The following is a 15,571-nucleotide window of genomic DNA, read 5'->3' as shown; positions in this document are numbered from 1 at the left end:
GATGCCACGTCATGATTTGACTGAGGATTCATCATTTGCCCCGGCGAGCCGCGTCTTGCTTGATAGCTGTGCAAGGGCCGTGAGAGCCCGGTTGGCGAGCGCCATGCAGGCGCTGCGAAGAGGGGATCGCAATGAGCCGTGGAGACCATCACGGTTTAGGCGTCGTCACGAGTTCGGACGCGGCACCGTTGCGTCTGCTGCGTGCGCCGGAGGTGTTCGCACCGGCCGCGATCGGAACGCAGGACATTCTGATCGGTGGCGGCCGGATCCTGGCGATCGGACCCGATCTGGCCGCGACCACGCTGCTGCCCGGTCTCGTCGAGGTGGTGACGCTGCCTCCGGGCAAGCTGGTCCCGGGCCTGATCGACCAGCATGTGCATTTCATTGGCGGTGGCGACGGAGATGGGCCGCAGGCACGCATGCCCGAACTGTCCTTCGAGGCCTTCACCTCGGCCGGGGTCACGACGGCCGTTGGTCTGCTCGGCAGCGAGATCGAGGCCAAGACCCTGCCGCTGCTCCTGCGCAAGGCGCATGAGCTCGACCGGGCCGGGCTCACCAGCTTCATCTATTCCGGCGCGATGGCGCTGCCGGCGCCTTATCTGACCCAGAGCGTGCGCTCGGACATCGTTCTGGTCGACAAGGTCATCGGCGCCAAGAGCGCGATTGCCGAGCGGGCCTTCCCCAATCTCGACTTTCCCGCCTTCGCTGCTCTGGCGGGGGAGTTGGTGCAAGCGAAGGCGATGAGCGGCAAGGCTGCGGTGCTGCATCTCCATGTCGGCCGGCTGCAAAGCGGGCTGACCATGCTGTTCGACCTCGTCGAGAGAATGGATTTCCCGCCGGCACAGGCGGTCCCCACCCATGTCAATCGCGCTCCCGATGTTTCGCCCGTCTTCGAGCAGGGCATCCGCTTCGCCAGGGCTGGCGGCATCATCGATTTCACCTGCTGTCTGGGGCCGCGAGACGGCATTCCCACGGGTCTCGATGCTGTCGAGGCTGTGCAGCGCGCGCTCGATGCCGGCGTACCGGAGGACCGGATCACCCTGTCGTCGGACGCCGGAGTGGCTGTGCCGGCAGCGGGCGGGCAGGGCGGCTTCGTCGCCGTGCCGCCCTCGATCCTGTTTCGGGATCTCAAGCGCCTCGCGACCGAGGGCGGGCTTGGCTGGGCGCAGGCGTTGCCCTTCGTGACGAGCAACGTCGCCCGGGTGCTGGGCCTTGCCGGCCGCAAGGGCGGCATCGCGCCGGGCATGGATGCCGACCTCGTCTTCATCGGCGAGGACGACCGCATCGCCTGGGTGATGAGCGCCGGTCGGCTTGTTTTCAGCAGAGCAGATGACGCCAACCAATGACGAAAAAGGGGACGGTCATGACATCGAACAAGACATTTTCCAGGCGCGGCCTCCTGGCGGCGATCACGGCTACAGTGGTTCTCGGCGCCGGGTCCAATGCCTTCGCGCAGGGCAAGCAGGTCAAGGTCATGACCTTCGGCTCGACCTGGGAGCGCGTGCTGAAGCCGCTGGCGCCGGCCTTCAAGCTGGAGACCGGCATCGAGATCGTGCCGATCATCCAGAACAGCTCCGCCGAGGGGCTGGCGAAGCTGCAGGCCTCGCGCCAGAGCCCGGGCGTCGACGTCTGGTTCACCGGCGAGGCCATCGCCATGCGTGCCGCGACCGACAAGGAGCTGTTCCTGCCGCTCCCCAAGGACAAGCTGCCCAATCTCGGCAAGCTGATCCCCGGCGCCTCCAACGATATGTTCGTCGCCTATTGGTACTTCCCGACCGGCATCGTCTACCGGCCCGATCTGGTGCCCGGAGGCAAGGTCACGGCCTGGAGCGACATCTTCCAGCCGGCCTTCAAGAATGCCATCGCGCTGCCGGCGCCGACCGTCTATCCCGGCCGCACCATCCTGATCACCTCGCTTCTGAACGGCGGCTCGATCGACAATGTGAAGCCGGGCATCGAGTTCCTCGGCAAGATGCGCGACCATGTCGCGATGTTCAATTCTTCCGACACCAACGCCCGCCGGGCGCTGGCGCGCGGCGAGATCATGGCGATGATCGGTTCGCCCTCGGCAGTGAAGGAACTGGCCGACCAGAATATCGCGGTCGCGATGGTCAGCCCGAAACCGACGCCGCTGATCTTTGAGGGCATGATGATGGTCAAGAACGGCAATGAGGATGCCGCCGCCACCTTCATCAACCGCTCGCTTGCCTCCGACTGGCAGAAGCACATGACCGACATCTACAATCTCGGCCCGGTGAACAAGGAGGTCGCCCCGGCCGAAGCGCTGGTGAAGGTGCTGCCGACGCCGGAGAACGCCGTGACCTTCGACGAGGCGAAGATCAACCAGCGCCTCGGCGAATGGACCGAGGAGTTCAACAAGGCCATTGCGAAATAGCGCTGCCGCAAACCCGAAGCCCTGAAGAAAGCGGTTTGCGCGATGAGCAAGGCATCCTCGTCCCGATTGGAGATCGACGGCGTCGCCAAGGCGTATGGCGCGGTCAAGGCTGTCGAGAGCGTCTCGCTTGCCGTCGAGCCGGGCGAGGTGCTCGCCCTGCTCGGGCCGTCGGGCTGTGGGAAGACCACCCTGCTGCAGTCGATCGCCGGCTTCGTGGTGCCTGACGCCGGCGATATCCGGCTGGATGGTACCTCGATCCTGGTGACACCGCCGGAGAAGCGGCGCACGGCGATGCTCTTCCAGCAATATGCGCTGTTTCCGCATATGAGCGTGCGCGACAATGTCGGCTTCGGCCTGCGCATGGCGCGTGTCCCCAAGGTGGAAGCCGCCAGGCGCATCGAGCAGGCGCTCGCGCTCGTGCGCATCACGCAACTGGCAGAGCGGCGCCCGGCGCAGCTTTCCGGCGGCCAGCGCCAGCGCGTGGCGCTGGCGCGCGCCGTTGTCACCGAGCCGCGCCTGCTGCTGCTCGACGAACCGCTTGGCGCCCTCGACCAGAATCTGCGCGAGGAGATGCAGGTCGAATTGCGCAAGCTCCAGCGCAATCTCGGCCTGACCACGGTGATGGTCACCCATGACCAGCGCGAGGCGATCGTGCTGTCGGACCGCATCGCGGTGATGAAGGAGGGGCGCATCGAGCAGATCGGCACGCCGCTCGATATTCATGATCATCCACGGACGCATTATGTCGCGACCTTCACCGGCGTCGAGAACCTGTTGCCTGGGCGCTCCCTCGGCGACGATGTCGTCGAGCTGGCCGGCCAGCGGATCGTCGGGGTCGGTGCGTCCGCTGCAAGGCCCGGCGCCGTCACGCTGGCGATCCGCTCCGAGGCAATCACCGTCCTGCCGCCCGGTCAGGGCGATATCGAAGGCACGATCGGCTTCGTCCAGATGCTCGGCGCATCCGTACGCTACGAGGTGGCAATCGCAGCCGGCCTGACCGTGACGGTGACGGAAGTGCGCCGCGATGCGCCGCCGTTCGAGCTTGGTGCTGCCGTCTCGATCAGGCTCGCGGCCAGCCGCTGCACGGTGCTGGCGTCATGAGCCGCGCCACCATCCTGCTCGTGCTGCCGGCTCTGCTGGTTCTGACGCTGTTTGGGGTCGTGCTGGCCTCGTTCGCGAGCGTCAGCCTGATGGTGCTCGATCCCGGCAGCGCCGTCTTCCACGGGCCGCCGACGCTGGCGAACTATACCAAGCTCCTGGGCTCAGAAGGGGCCTGGCGCGCAGTCCTGACGACCTTGCGCCTCTCCGCCGAGATCACCGTTCTATGCGTGCTCTTCGGCTATCCGCTGGCACGCGTGCTGGCGCGTTCCCACTCCCGCAGCCTGCGCCGCACTATCCTGTTCTGCCTCGTCGCGACGTTCCTCTCCGGCGGGGTGACGCGCGCCTATGCCTGGCTGATCATCCTCGGCAATCAGGGGCTGATCAATCAGGGGCTGCGCGCGGTTGGACTACCGAGGGCTGCGCTGATCAACAACGAGTTCGCCGTCGTCGTCTCGGTCTTGAACTTCGTGCTGCCCTTCTTCGTGCTGACGCTGTTTGGCGCATTGCGGACCATTCCCGAGCAGCTCGAACACGCCGCGCGCAATCTCGGCGCCTCGCGGCTGCGCAGCTTCGTCTCGGTCACGCTGCCTCTCTCGCTGCCGGGGCTGGCGGCTGCGACCTCGCTGTGCTTCGCGCTCTCGCTCGGCGCCTTCCTGTTCCCGCAGATGCTCGGCGGCGGGCGGGTGCATGTGCTGGCGACGGCGATCTATGACCGCATCCAGGCGAGCTACGACATTCCCTCCGCAGCGGCGCTGGCGGTGCTGTTCTTCCTGCTCGTGCTGCTCATGCTTGCGGTCGTCGGCGGACTGCGCCGCCTCGTTGCGGTGCGCTTCGCGGGGGAGGCGGCATGAAGCGCCGCGCCATCGATCATACCCGGCCGGTTTCGGCGGTCGTCACCATATGGGGGCTGGCGACGCTCGCCTTCGTGCTGCTGCCGCTGCCCTTCATCGTGCTCTACGCCCTGAGCCGCAACAACTACGCGCTGTTCTCGGCGCAGGGTTTTACGCTGCAATGGTTCCAGCGCTTCTTCGAGAACGACCGCTTCATGGCGGCGCTGCAGAACTCGCTGGCGATCTCTGCCATCACCACCGTTGTGGCGCTCGCCATCGCCGCGCCGACTGCGATCGTCGCGGTCCGGCATCGCTTCCCCGGCCGAGACCTGATGATGGCGCTGATCTCGGCGCCGCTCCTGGTGCCGGGCGTCATCAGCGGCACGGCGGCGCTCAGCTTCGTCGCGCAGACGGGCATAGGCCCCGGCTTCTGGCCGATCACGGTCGCAATGATCTGCTTCACCCTGCCGCTGGTGCTGCGCCCGCTGGTCGCCAACCTGTCGGGGCTCGATCCCGATCTGGAGAAGGCGGCGCGCAATCTCGGTGCGAGCCCGTTCGCGGCGTTCTGGCGGGTGACGATGCCGCAGCTTGCGCCGGGCCTCGTCGCCGGCGGCACTTTCGCCTTCGTCGAGGCGATGGACAATTTCTCGATCGCCGTCTTCCTGACCAATATCAACACGACGACGCTGCCGGTCGAGGCCTACAGCTATATCCGCGACATCGACGACCCGACGGTGGCGGCGATGGCGACGTTGCTGATCCTGCTGAGCATCGGCGTGGTCCTCGCGATCGAATGGCTGCTGGGGCTCGACCGTTTCCTCGACATGTCGTGACGGGACATCCGCGCGCGAAGAATGACCCAGCTCGAAGAATGATCCAGCTGAAAGGACGACCGGCGCCATGAGCGCGACAACCACAGATTCCGGACTGCCTGTCCTAGCGAATGTCGCGCGGGTGAGGCTCAGCCACCCCTCGCGCTGGGTGGTGGCGATCGTTTGCCTCGTCGGCCTGGCCCTGGTCGTCCGGGCTTTCGCGCTCGGGCAGATCGAATGGGCCTTTGTCGGTCGCTTCCTGACGGCGCAGGCCATCATTACCGGCTTCGCCAACACCGTGCTGATGACGGTCCTGGCCATGGCGCTCGGCATCCTGCTTGGGCTGATCGCGGCCCTGATGCGGCTCTCGGCCAATCCGGTCGCACGCGTGGTCGCAGGCGCCTATATCTGGTTCTTCCGCGGCACCCCGGTCTATCTCCAGCTCCTGCTCTGGTTCAACCTGGCGCTGATCTTCCCGACAATGGGCATCCCCGGTCTCTGGGAGGCACGCACCGTCGATGTGATGACGCCTTTCCTGGCAGCGCTGCTGGGCCTCGGCGTCTGTCAGGGGGCCTATACCGCCGAGGTCATCCGCGCCGGCATCACCTCGGTCGATGCCGGCCAGGTCGAAGCGGCCAAGGCCGTCGGCATGACCGGGCCGCAGGTGATGCGCCATGTCGTGCTGCCGCAGGCGCTGCGCGTCATCACCCCGCCGATCGGCAATGAGGTGATCGGCATGCTCAAGCACACCTCGCTCGCCGCGGTGATCTCCTACAACGAGATCATGCACACGGCGTCGATGATCTATTTCGTCAACAACCGCGTCATCGAGATGCTGATCGTCTGCTCGATCTATTATCTCGCCACGGTCACGCTGCTGTCGATCGGCCAGTCCTGGCTCGAACGCCATCTCGGCCGCGCCGCGCGCCGGACGTCCGGAGCGGCTCCGGTGATCCAGGGAGAGCCGGCATGACCCCGGCGGTGGTGGCGCGCGACCTGCGCAAATCCTTCGGCAGCGTCGAGGTCCTGCGCGGCATCTCGCTCGAGGTGAAGCCGGGCGAGGTCTTCGGCATCATCGGCCCCTCCGGCAGCGGCAAGAGCACCTTCCTGCGCTGCCTCAACAGCCTGGAGACGGTCGACAGCGGCGATCTCTACGTCAATGGCGAGTTCGTCGGCCATCGCTTCCGCGACGGACGCCTGCACGAGCTCTCCGACAGGGAGTTGTCGGCCCAGCGCATGCGCACGGGCATGGTCTTCCAGCGCTTCAACCTGTTCGCCCATATGACGGCGCTCGAGAACGTCGTGCGCGGGCCTGTCGTCGTGAAGAAGACCCCGCGCACTCAGGCGGAGGCCGCAGGCCGCCGGCTGCTCGACCTCGTCGGGCTGAAGGGACTCTATGAGCGCTATCCCGTGCAGCTTTCGGGCGGGCAGCAGCAGCGCGTCGCCATCGCCCGCGCCATGGCGATGCAGCCCGACATCCTGCTCTTCGACGAGCCGACCTCGGCGCTCGATCCCGAACTGGTCGACGAGGTGCTGGAGACGATCAAGCGGCTCGCGCGGGACGGGCGCACCATGGTCGTCGTCACCCATGAACTCGCCTTCGCCCGCGATGTCTGCGACCGCGTCGCCTTCATGGAGCAGGGGCAGCTCGTCGAATGCGCGCCCGCTGCCGAACTCTTCGCCAATCCGCAGATGCCGCGCACCCGCGATTTCCTGCAGCGGCTCAATTCCACGAATCCAGCACAACAATGAGGGAGATTCCCATGCCATCGACGAACAGCACGCTTCGCCTGGCCTTCGGCTTCAGCATCGCCACCTTGCTCGCCTGCGCCTCGGCGCAGGCCCAGGATCTCGCCGCGCGCGTTCCCGCCAGGATCAAGGAGACGGGAAAGCTCGTGGTCGGCACGAGCCCGACCTATCCGCCGCTCGAATTCAAGGACCCGATGACGCTGAAGCTGACGGGCCTCGATATCGATCTGTCCGAGGAGATCGGCAAGCGTCTCGGCCTCAAGGTCGAATGGCGCGAGCAGTCCTTCGACCAGCTCATCAACTCGCTCGATACGGCCCGCATCGACATGGGCGCCTCGGGCATGACCGACATCCCGGCGCGACGCGAGAAGACGGATTTCGTCGACTATTTCTCGACCGGCACGCAGCTCTTCACCATGCCGGCCGTCGGCGCCGATCTGAAGAAGGTCGAGGATGTCTGTGGCAAGCCGGTCTCGGTCAACCGCAACGGCATCTTCTATATCCGCATGCAGGACTTCGACCAGAAGACCTGTGTCGCCAAGGGCCTGCCAGAGGTCAAATACGTGCTTGTCGACAAGACCGCCGACGCCCGCGTCCAGCTCCTGCAGGGCCGCGTCGTCGCGGCCGCGATGGGTGTCGACGCGATCCGCTACCTCAACGAGCAGAAGGACTCGCCCGATCGCGGCAAGTTCACCCTGATCGGCGAGCCGGTCGCCATCGACTATGCCGGCTTCGGCTTCGCCAAGACCAATTCCGCCCTGCGCGACGTCGTCGCCGATGCGGTCGACGCCATGATCAAGGACGGCACCTACGGCAAGATCTTCGACAAATGGGAGATGCCCTACGCCACGGTCAAGGCGACGATGATCAACGCCGAACCGCGCCAGAAGTAAGCGGTCCTGGAAGAGCCGAGGATCATCGCATGCGCCCAGACAATACCCGTCCGGCGGCCGAGACGCTCGCCGCCTTCTATGCCGGCCTGCGCGTGCAGGATCTGCCGCCGGAGACGATCCACGCCGTGCGCCGGCATGTGCTCGACACGCTCGGCGCCGCGCTCGCGGGTGTCCGGCAGCCCGAGCCGGAAGCTGCCTTCGCGACGGCCCGGATCGCCTATGGCGACGGTGGTCCGGCGCTCCTCTGGGGCAGGGCGCAGACCGCGGCGCCTGCCGCTGCCGCGCTCGTCAACGGTACGGCGGCGCATGCGCTCGAACTCGACGACGCCAGCGGCTGCGACCATAGCGGCGCGGTCGTGGTGCCGGCCGTGCTGGCTGCGCTGCCTCTCGCTGCCGGTGCCGATGAGGGTGACCTGATCGCCGCCGTCGCGATCGGCTATGATCTCGGCCGGCGCGTGCTCGAGGCATCGGGCGGCTATAATGCGCACAACAATGCCGGCTGGCATTCGACCGGCACCTGCGGGGTTTTCGGGGCTGCTGCGGCCGTGGCGCGTCTCCTGGCTTGCGACGAAGCGACGACGCGCAACGCGCTCGGGATTGCTGGATCCTTCGCTTCGGGGACATGGGCGTTCATGAGCGACGGCGCGATGACCAAGCGCCTGCATCCCGGCCATGCGGCTGCGTCCGGCGTGCTGGCGGTGCTGCTGGCGCGCTCCGGGATGACCGGGCCGGCGGCGATCTTCGACGCGCCCTGGGGCGGCTTCCTGCCGACTTATGCCCGGGGCGAGGCCGACTGGGCGGCACTGACCATTGGTCTCGGCTCGGACTGGCGCATCCACCGTTCCTCGATCAAGCCCTATGCCTCCTGCCGTGGCACGCATGCGGCTGTCGAGGCCATGCTGCGCTTGCGCGGGGAGGGGGCGAGCGTCCGCAACGTCTCCGCCATTCGCGTCAATGTGCATCCGACCATCGTGCGCATGTGCGGCGCGACCAGCGTCACGACCCTGCTCGATGCCCAGATGAGCCTGCCCTATGCGGTCGCGGTCGCGGTGGTTCACGGAGCTGCAGACCTGCCGATGTTCAGCGAGGCGGTGCGGCGCGATCCCGCGGTTCTCGACCAGGCGCGCCGCGTCGAGGTGGTCGAGAGCACTGAGCCCATGACCAATGTCGCGGCCGAGCTGGTGCTCGATTTCACGGATGGCGTCCAGCGGCGTTTGCGCATCGATGTGCCGGCCGGCTCTGCCACCAACCCACTGCCCGACGATGGCGTGATTGCAAAGTATCGTTCGCTGGCGGCGCCGATCCTCGGTGCGAGGCAGGCGGCTGCGCTCGAAGATGCGGTGCTACGCCTGGGCCGGGGCGTGCAGCCGGCCGAGCTGCTGGGCGCGCTGCATCTGCCGGTGCTCTAAGCGGCAGATCACGATTTTCATGACGCCGGCACTGGCTGGCGCACCGATTGACTGGAGCAAGATCATGACCAAAGCCTCGGATTATCGCGGGTTCCGGACCGCCGGCGCCCGGCTGACCGAAGAGCCACTGGCCCATCTCGATTTCCACCGCTCGAGCCTGCTCGGCGAGTCCGTCCATGCGATCCATGCCTTCGACAAGGCGCATGCGCTGATGCTGGGCGAGGAGGGCATCCTGCCGCGCCAGACTGCCGTCGCGATCCTCAAGGCCTTCCGTGCGATGGAGGCCGAGGGCGTCGAGAAGGTGCGCGCCGAGGCCGATGGCGGCATGCATTCCGGCGAACACTATCTGACCAAGACTTTGGGCGAGGAGATCGGTGGACGCCTGCATCTCGGGCGGAGTTCGGGCGACCTGATCGAGGTGGCGCGGCGCATCACCTTCCGCAACCACATCCATCGCATGCTGGCGGCGCTGATCGTCTTGCGTGGGACGCTTCTCGATCTGGCGCTCGAACACCGTGAGACGGTGATGCCGGGCTATACCCATGGCCAGCATGCCCAGCCGACGACCTATGCGCATTGGCTGACCATGTTCGAGGTGGTCTTCGCCCGCGATACCGAGCGGCTGCTCTCCTTCTACACGCGCGTCAACCGCTCGCCGGCCGGCGCGGCGATCATGACCGGCTCCGATTTCCCGCTGAATCGCCAGCGCGTCTCGGATCTGCTCGGTTTCGACGCGCCGCTCTCGCACACCATGGACGCCATCCTCAGCCACGACCTGGAGATGGAATATGCCGGCGTGCTGGCCGTGTTGGCCCAGAATATCGGCCGCCTCGCCGACGATCTCTTCATCTGGTCGACGATGGAGTTCGCCATGGTCGAACTGCCCGATCGCTATTGCGGCACGAGCTCGATCATGCCGCAGAAGAAGAACCCCGATGGGCTCGAGGACATCAAGGGCGTCGCGGCCCAGTCGCTCGGCATCGTCGCCACGGTGATGATGGCGGAGAAAGGCCCGACCGGCTTCCCGATCATGGAGCGGCGCAACAGCCAGGCGATCCTCTGGGACATGGGCAAGGCGCTCGGCATTAGGCTGGAGACGCTCTCGCCCCTGATGCGCGACCTCAAGATCAATGTCGCGCATATGGGAAGGCGCGCCGGCGCCAACTGGGCGCAGGTGACGGATCTCGCCTCCGCCCTGGTGCGCGAGGCCGGCATCGACTGGCGCACGTCAAACCAGATCGTCAGCGTCTTCGTGCGCCGCAACATCGCCGCAGGAATCGCTCCGCGCCAGGCGACAGCGGCTTCAGTCGACGAAGCGGCGGCCGAACTCGGCCTGGCGGCGCCGCGCTTGTCCGAAAAGGTGTTCACCCAGGCGATGGACCCGGCCGTCTTCGTTCAACGTCGCAAGCTGCTGGGTGGCCCGGCGCCAGAAGCGATCAGCCGCGAAGTCGCCACTGGGCGCTCCATCATCGCCGCCGATGCGCAGGTCATCGACATCGCCTTCTCGCAGATCGCCCGGGCTACCGAGATCATGGAACTGGCGATCAGCGATCTCATCGGCACCGCCTAGAGTATTTCCGCGTTTCTCCGAAACGCGGAAATACTCTACCTCTTTGTTTTATCGCATTTTCTTCACGCGAAGCGGTGTCCACTTCGCTCAAAAATGCGCCAGGCCCGCGGATCATTGCTCAAGCCATAAGGTGACAGCTGTGGCGAGGCAGATGGGGCATGAAGACGCAAGCCGGGGAGGCCGCTTCAGCCATATGTGCAGTTCTTCGCGGCCAGGACCTTGTCCATGCCGGACAGCTCGAGGATGTTGCCACCGTTCCTGAGCGCAGCCATGACCTCGGCTTCCTTGTCCTCGCGCGCCGCGGAATTCTTCGCGACATCGAGGAGCGTGGCCTTGGGAACGACCACGACGCCGTCATCATCGGCGCTGATGAAATCACCGGGATTGACCACCACGCCGCCGATCACGATGGGCTGGTTGATCGTCCCCAGCGTCTCCTTGACGGTGCCCTTCATGCACAGGCCGTAGCAGAACACGTTGAAGCCGAGGCCGTGGATGGCCGGGCCATCGCGCACGCCGGCATCCGTCACCAGCCCGACAATGCCCTTCGCCTTGCAAGCCGTGGCGAGCACCTCGCCAAAGCCGCCCTGCTCGGGATGGTCGCCGGCGCTCACCACCAGCACGTCGCCCGGCTGGGCCATGCTGATCGCGGTGATCAGCATCAGATTGTCGCCGGGGAAGCATCTCGCGGTCAGGGCCGGGCCGCTGGCCCGCATGCCGGGATAGATCGGCTTGATCCGCGAGGTGAGGGCGCCGCTGCGGCCCTGTGCCTCATGCAATGTCGCCGGGGGAAATTTCGAGATGGCCGCCAAAGCGTCGGCGTCCGGCCGATCGAACGATCTGATCACATGAACCATGGAGCCCTCCGTCTTTCCCATCCGAACAGGTTCTGGCGCCTGCTGGCATCGCGCCAAGCGCTGACCCTTCGGTCTTAGGAAGGCGAGAAATCCCGCGCCAATAGATTATTGCGTGACCCTCATAGGGATTCGCGATGGTCTGCGGGCCAGCGCGCCTTCAACGCCTGGATCTGTTCGTTGAGGACCCCGTAAACCGCGAAGGCAGCATCCGACAGCGCGACATTGTCGGGGATGCCGAGAGACATCGGCAACGAGGCGCTTGCCGATGCGATGCGGCGGATGACCGGCTTCATGCCGACCAGCAGCGTGCTCGCGATCGGCCATGGCAGGACTGTCGCCGCCATGCCTTCGAGGACGGCGGTCGCCAGCGTCGGCAGCGCGTGGATCTCGGCGACGACGCGCGCCCGCACGCCGGCCTCGCTGCAGGCCCGTTCGATGGCCTGGCGCAGATAGGATTCGCGTGCGGGCAGCACCAGGTCGATCTTGGCGAGCTCGGATACGGAGATCGCTGTTTCGCTCCCGCCACCGATATCGAAGGCAGGCGGCGCCACGAGATAGAACGGCTCGTCGAATAACGGCGTATAGCTGAGCCCGCGCACGGGCGTGTCGCCATAGAGCACGGCCATGTCCATGCGGCCCTTGAGTGTCATTTCGCTCAAGGTCACCCCGAAACTGTCGAAGATGTTCAAAACGATACCGGGAAAGCGGCTGCGCACCTCGCGCAGCAGCGCCGGCGCGATCAGGCTCGCCGTGCTCAGCGGCGCAAGGCCGACCGTGACGTTGCCGGAGACCGCGGCGCCGGAATCGAGGATGCTGCGGCGCGCCTCCTCGATCTGCCGTTGAACCATCTGCGCATAGCGGTAGAGGATCTGGCCGGCCTCGGTGGGCGTCACCCCGCGTGTGCTGCGGATCAGGAGCTGCTTCTTGAACTCTACCTCGAGGCTGGCGATCTGCTGGCTCAGGGCCGGCTGCGCGACGTTGAGCACATTGGCTGCGCGCGTGACGCTGCCGAGATCGACGACCTTCAGGAAAGCTTCGAGACGTTTCGTGTCCAAGCGCGCTTCACCCCCGCAACGTATCCCCCGACGATGCGACAAGCGGGAGGGAAACGCGACAGGCAGCTTACGCTCGCCGCAAGCTTTGCCTCACAGCATCGGCTCATACTGACAATGCACCAGCAATTCCGAAACCGCGGCATTGTTGGGCAGGCGCAGCAGGGTCTCGACGAGTTCGGCAAGATCGCCCGGCTGGGTCATCTCATGCCGCGGGATCTCGTCGTCCTTGAGCGTCATGTCGGTCGCAACATAGCCGGGGCAGATCACCGTGGCGCGGATGCCGGCATCGCGCCCCTCGCGCCGCACCCCATGCGTCAGCGCCGCGACCGCGAATTTGGTCATGGCATAGCCGACATTCGAGGCGACGCGCTTGCTGGAGAGCGAGCCGAGATTCACGACGCGGCCATGCCCGCACACGGCCAGATGCGGCAGTGCCGCGCGGATGACGCGCAGCGGGCCCTTCACATTGATGCGCCACATCTCGTCGAGGAGGTCTTCGCCCTCGTCCGAAACCTTGACCTTCGGGTTGATGCCGGCGGCGTTCACCAGGGCGTCGATCTGCCCGAAGCGTTCCAGCGTGGCCGCGACCCAGGCTTCCGCAGAGCCGGCTTCCTCGGCGTCGTAGCGGTGGACCATCTCGTTTTCGCCCGCGAGCGCCGGGTCGGGACGGCGCATGCCGGACGAAACCCTGAAGCCGCGGCTCAGCAGCCGATCCGCGACGGCGCGCCCGATGCCGCGCGAGGCTCCCGACACCATGACCACACGGCCTGCAGGTTCCAGCATGGCTCGATTTCTCCCGGTTTCGAGCGCAGCGTCGAAGGTGTGCGCATCTGGCGCAAGTGTAGGCCCGGCCGGGCGAGGGCGGCTAAGATGATCTGCATCTGGAGCCATAAGCACCAGCTATGGCGGGCGCTGCGGGGCGGGAGGAATTTGGGCCGCTTGCCGCATCGTTGCCCTTCAACCTAGATGGTGCGTCAGAGCGGCTTTGACGGCGCTCCGGCCAGGTGAGGTCCTGCCAAGCGAGGTTTAGTGGATACGCGGCGCCTGAAATCGTTCCTGAAGATCGTCGACACCGGCAGCCTGACGAGGGCGGCGGCGGCGCTCAACATCGCCCAGCCCGCGCTGAGCCAGCAACTGGTCAGCCTGGAGAACCACTTCAAGCAGAAGCTCCTGATCCGGAGCCAGCAGGGCGTCACGCCGACGGAGGCCGGGCTCGTGCTCTATCGGCATGCGCGCACGATTCTGAAGCAGCTCGAGCACGCCGAGAACGACGTCAAGCGCGCCGCGACGACATTGGGCGGCGCGGTCTCGGTCGGACTTGCGCCCTATAGCGCCGGCTCGACCTTGTCGCTGAGCTTGCTGACGGCCGCCCGCGAAAAGCATCCCGACATCCTGCTGCACATCAATGAGGGTTTCGGCGGTCCCTTCAGCGAACTGATCATGACCGGGCGACTGGATATGGCGGTCATGCATGGTGCCGGGCCGATGCGCGGCCTCAGTTTCCAGCCGCTGCTGGTCGAGGAGTTCGTTCTGGTGGCGCCGCTGGCGGCGACCCTGCCTGGAAACCCGGACGAGCCGATTTCCCTGGGCGAGCTCGTCGACATGCCGTTGATGCTCCCCAGCCGGGTGAATTTCGTCCGCAAGGCCGTCGATGCGGCCTTTGCCGGGATTCGTCACGATCCGCGCCTCGTCGCGGAGATCGAGTCGCTCGGCACGCTGCGCGATGCGGTCAGCGAAGGCGCCGGCGCCACGATCCTGCCCTGGTCGGTCGCGAACCAGGTGGTCGTGCCGGGACGCTCAGTGATCCGCCAGATCGCATCACCGAAGATCGAGGACACCGTCTCGCTATGCGTGTCCGATTTGATCCCGCTCTCCGAGGCTGCCGTCGCGATCCGCGGCATCCTGTTCGAGATCGCGACGCAGGCGGTGTTGTCGGGCCGGCTCTCGGCGGCAAAGAAAGACACGGCGAAATAGCTCCAGCCCTTGTTGGGAAGCGGTCATCGCCTTGGCTTATGGCCTCAGAGCGAATTGGTTGTGTTCAAGGCCTAAGGACGATCCTAGCCTGACTTCGAGGATCCGCATGGCGCGGGCCGAGCTTGGGACCGTACGCAAGTGGCCTTTTCAGATTATCGGACCGCATTGGTTACGGGCGCATCGTCGGGAATCGGCGCGGCCACGGTCAGGCGCCTGCGCAAGGAAGGGTTGGAGGTGCATGCGCTGGCGCGCGATGCGCAGCGTCTCAAGGCGCTGGCCGACGAGACCGGCTGCCTGCCGCATGCTCTGGATGTCAGCTCGGTCGACGACATCACTGCGCTTGCTTCCGAGCTCGCCATCGATGTCCTGGTCAACAATGCCGGCCAGTCGCGGCAGGGCGACATCCTGAACACCTCCGCGGCCGATGTGGATTCCCTCATCGACGTCAATCTGCGCGGCGTGCTGCACCTGACCCGCCTGTTCGTGCCCGGCATGCTGGAGCGCAATCGTGGCCATGTCGTCAACATCACCTCGATCGCCGCGCATTATGCCTTCCCCGGCGGCAACACCGTCTATCATGCGACCAAGGCCGGCGTTCACGCGCTGTCGAAGCAGCTGCGGACGCATCTCTACGGCTCGCGAGTGCGCGTAACCGAGATCTCCCCGGCCCGCGTCGAGACTGAGGTTTTCGCGCGTCTGCTCGGCGATCCCGTCGAGGCCCAGAAGCGCTTCTATGAGGGCTACGAGGCGTTGCAGCCCGAAGACATCGCGGATTCGATCGCCTTCGCTGTGGGCTCACCGGCGCGCATGAATGTCAGCTTCATGGAGGTGCTGCCGACGATGCAGGTGGTCGGCGGCCTGAATTTCGCCAAGAGCAAGCCAGCGTCGGCCTAGCGCGGGCGGCTCGATCGGCTCTCACTCACTGA

General features: G+C 66.1%; 15 protein-coding genes. 12 read left to right on the top strand and 3 right to left on the bottom strand.

Annotated features, from left to right (window positions below):
• The first annotated feature begins 131 nt into the window (after positions 1-131).
• The 10 genes from ACSQ3P_RS06260 (at position 132) to argH (ending at position 10,759) form a co-directional block, all read left to right on the top strand.
• Complete coding sequence (locus ACSQ3P_RS06260) at positions 132-1,346, top strand: amidohydrolase family protein (RefSeq protein ID WP_436164717.1); 1,215 nt, start codon at positions 132-134, stop codon at positions 1,344-1,346.
• Between the two features lie 17 nt (positions 1,347-1,363).
• On the top strand, positions 1,364-2,395 hold the full coding sequence (locus tag ACSQ3P_RS06255) for an ABC transporter substrate-binding protein (RefSeq protein ID WP_436164716.1): 1,032 nt from the start codon (positions 1,364-1,366) through the stop codon (positions 2,393-2,395).
• Between the two features lie 42 nt (positions 2,396-2,437).
• Positions 2,438-3,496, top strand: coding sequence for an ABC transporter ATP-binding protein (locus tag ACSQ3P_RS06250; protein WP_436164715.1), 1,059 nt, complete (start codon positions 2,438-2,440; stop codon positions 3,494-3,496).
• Positions 3,493-4,347, top strand: a complete 855-nt coding sequence (locus ACSQ3P_RS06245; RefSeq protein ID WP_436164714.1) for an ABC transporter permease — start codon at positions 3,493-3,495, stop codon at positions 4,345-4,347. Before ACSQ3P_RS06250 ends, ACSQ3P_RS06245 begins: the two co-directional genes overlap by 4 nt.
• Positions 4,344-5,159 carry an ABC transporter permease gene (locus ACSQ3P_RS06240; protein WP_436164713.1) on the top strand — a complete coding sequence of 272 codons (816 nt, stop codon included), beginning with the start codon at positions 4,344-4,346 and terminating at the stop codon, positions 5,157-5,159. The genes ACSQ3P_RS06245 and ACSQ3P_RS06240 overlap by 4 nt, the downstream gene beginning before the upstream one ends.
• Positions 5,160-5,226: 67 nt before the next feature.
• Positions 5,227-6,111 (top strand): amino acid ABC transporter permease, encoded by an 885-nt coding sequence (locus ACSQ3P_RS06235; RefSeq protein WP_436164712.1) that lies wholly within the window; start codon positions 5,227-5,229, stop codon positions 6,109-6,111.
• On the top strand, positions 6,108-6,890 hold the full coding sequence (locus ACSQ3P_RS06230) for an amino acid ABC transporter ATP-binding protein (RefSeq protein WP_436164711.1): 783 nt from the start codon (positions 6,108-6,110) through the stop codon (positions 6,888-6,890). The genes ACSQ3P_RS06235 and ACSQ3P_RS06230 overlap by 4 nt, the downstream gene beginning before the upstream one ends.
• A gap of 11 nt (positions 6,891-6,901) precedes the next feature.
• Entirely contained in the window at positions 6,902-7,780 is an 879-nt protein-coding gene (locus ACSQ3P_RS06225; RefSeq protein WP_436164710.1) for an ABC transporter substrate-binding protein, read from the top strand.
• A gap of 29 nt (positions 7,781-7,809) precedes the next feature.
• Positions 7,810-9,189 carry an MmgE/PrpD family protein gene (locus ACSQ3P_RS06220; protein WP_436164709.1) on the top strand — a complete coding sequence of 460 codons (1,380 nt, stop codon included), beginning with the start codon at positions 7,810-7,812 and terminating at the stop codon, positions 9,187-9,189.
• A 64-nt stretch (positions 9,190-9,253) separates the two neighbouring features.
• Positions 9,254-10,759 carry an argininosuccinate lyase gene (argH, locus tag ACSQ3P_RS06215; protein WP_436164708.1) on the top strand — a complete coding sequence of 502 codons (1,506 nt, stop codon included), beginning with the start codon at positions 9,254-9,256 and terminating at the stop codon, positions 10,757-10,759.
• 185 nt (positions 10,760-10,944) lie between these two features.
• Here the strand turns inward: argH and ACSQ3P_RS06210 are convergent, their stop codons facing one another.
• The 3 genes from ACSQ3P_RS06210 to ACSQ3P_RS06200 all read right to left on the bottom strand — a co-directional run bounded on the left by ACSQ3P_RS06210 (position 10,945) and on the right by ACSQ3P_RS06200 (position 13,454).
• Entirely contained in the window at positions 10,945-11,616 is a 672-nt protein-coding gene (locus ACSQ3P_RS06210) for a 4-carboxy-4-hydroxy-2-oxoadipate aldolase/oxaloacetate decarboxylase (protein WP_436164707.1), read from the bottom strand.
• Positions 11,617-11,735: 119 nt separating this feature from the next.
• Positions 11,736-12,671 carry a LysR substrate-binding domain-containing protein gene (locus ACSQ3P_RS06205; RefSeq protein WP_436164706.1) on the bottom strand — a complete coding sequence of 312 codons (936 nt, stop codon included), beginning with the start codon at positions 12,669-12,671 and terminating at the stop codon, positions 11,736-11,738.
• Between the two features lie 90 nt (positions 12,672-12,761).
• Positions 12,762-13,454 (bottom strand): SDR family NAD(P)-dependent oxidoreductase, encoded by a 693-nt coding sequence (locus tag ACSQ3P_RS06200; protein WP_436164705.1) that lies wholly within the window; start codon positions 13,452-13,454, stop codon positions 12,762-12,764.
• Between the two features lie 246 nt (positions 13,455-13,700).
• Here ACSQ3P_RS06200 and nac point away from each other — a divergent pair, with 246 nt between their 5' ends.
• A complete protein-coding gene (gene nac / locus ACSQ3P_RS06195; RefSeq protein ID WP_436164704.1) occupies positions 13,701-14,645 on the top strand; it encodes a nitrogen assimilation transcriptional regulator NAC in 945 nt (314 codons plus the stop codon).
• 138 nt (positions 14,646-14,783) lie between these two features.
• A complete protein-coding gene (locus tag ACSQ3P_RS06190) occupies positions 14,784-15,539 on the top strand; it encodes an SDR family oxidoreductase (RefSeq protein WP_436164703.1) in 756 nt (251 codons plus the stop codon).
• Positions 15,540-15,571: the final 32 nt, after the last annotated feature.

The sequence above is a fragment of the Allobosea sp. LjRoot9 genome (assembly GCF_964252745.1).
In the GTDB taxonomy this organism is placed as follows: domain Bacteria; phylum Pseudomonadota; class Alphaproteobacteria; order Rhizobiales; family Beijerinckiaceae; genus Allobosea.
This window is presented reverse-complemented; position numbering and strand designations above follow the sequence as displayed.

Bases quoted from the DNA above. Each gene is read 5' to 3' on its own strand.
- ACSQ3P_RS06235 (WP_436164712.1), top strand. From the start codon at position 5,227: ATGAGCGCGACAACCACAGATTCCGGACTGCCTGTCCTAGCGAATGTC.
- ACSQ3P_RS06230 (WP_436164711.1), top strand. From the start codon at position 6,108: ATGACCCCGGCGGTGGTGGCGCGCGACCTGCGCAAATCCTTCGGCAGC.
- ACSQ3P_RS06225 (WP_436164710.1), top strand. From the start codon at position 6,902: ATGCCATCGACGAACAGCACGCTTCGCCTGGCCTTCGGCTTCAGCATC.
- ACSQ3P_RS06255 (WP_436164716.1), top strand. From the start codon at position 1,364: ATGACATCGAACAAGACATTTTCCAGGCGCGGCCTCCTGGCGGCGATC.
- ACSQ3P_RS06245 (WP_436164714.1), top strand. From the start codon at position 3,493: ATGAGCCGCGCCACCATCCTGCTCGTGCTGCCGGCTCTGCTGGTTCTG.
- ACSQ3P_RS06250 (WP_436164715.1), top strand. From the start codon at position 2,438: ATGAGCAAGGCATCCTCGTCCCGATTGGAGATCGACGGCGTCGCCAAG.
- argH (WP_436164708.1), top strand. From the start codon at position 9,254: ATGACCAAAGCCTCGGATTATCGCGGGTTCCGGACCGCCGGCGCCCGG.
- ACSQ3P_RS06210 (WP_436164707.1), bottom strand. From the start codon at position 11,616: ATGGTTCATGTGATCAGATCGTTCGATCGGCCGGACGCCGACGCTTTG.
- ACSQ3P_RS06240 (WP_436164713.1), top strand. From the start codon at position 4,344: ATGAAGCGCCGCGCCATCGATCATACCCGGCCGGTTTCGGCGGTCGTC.
- ACSQ3P_RS06200 (WP_436164705.1), bottom strand. From the start codon at position 13,454: ATGCTGGAACCTGCAGGCCGTGTGGTCATGGTGTCGGGAGCCTCGCGC.
- ACSQ3P_RS06260 (WP_436164717.1), top strand. From the start codon at position 132: ATGAGCCGTGGAGACCATCACGGTTTAGGCGTCGTCACGAGTTCGGAC.
- ACSQ3P_RS06220 (WP_436164709.1), top strand. From the start codon at position 7,810: ATGCGCCCAGACAATACCCGTCCGGCGGCCGAGACGCTCGCCGCCTTC.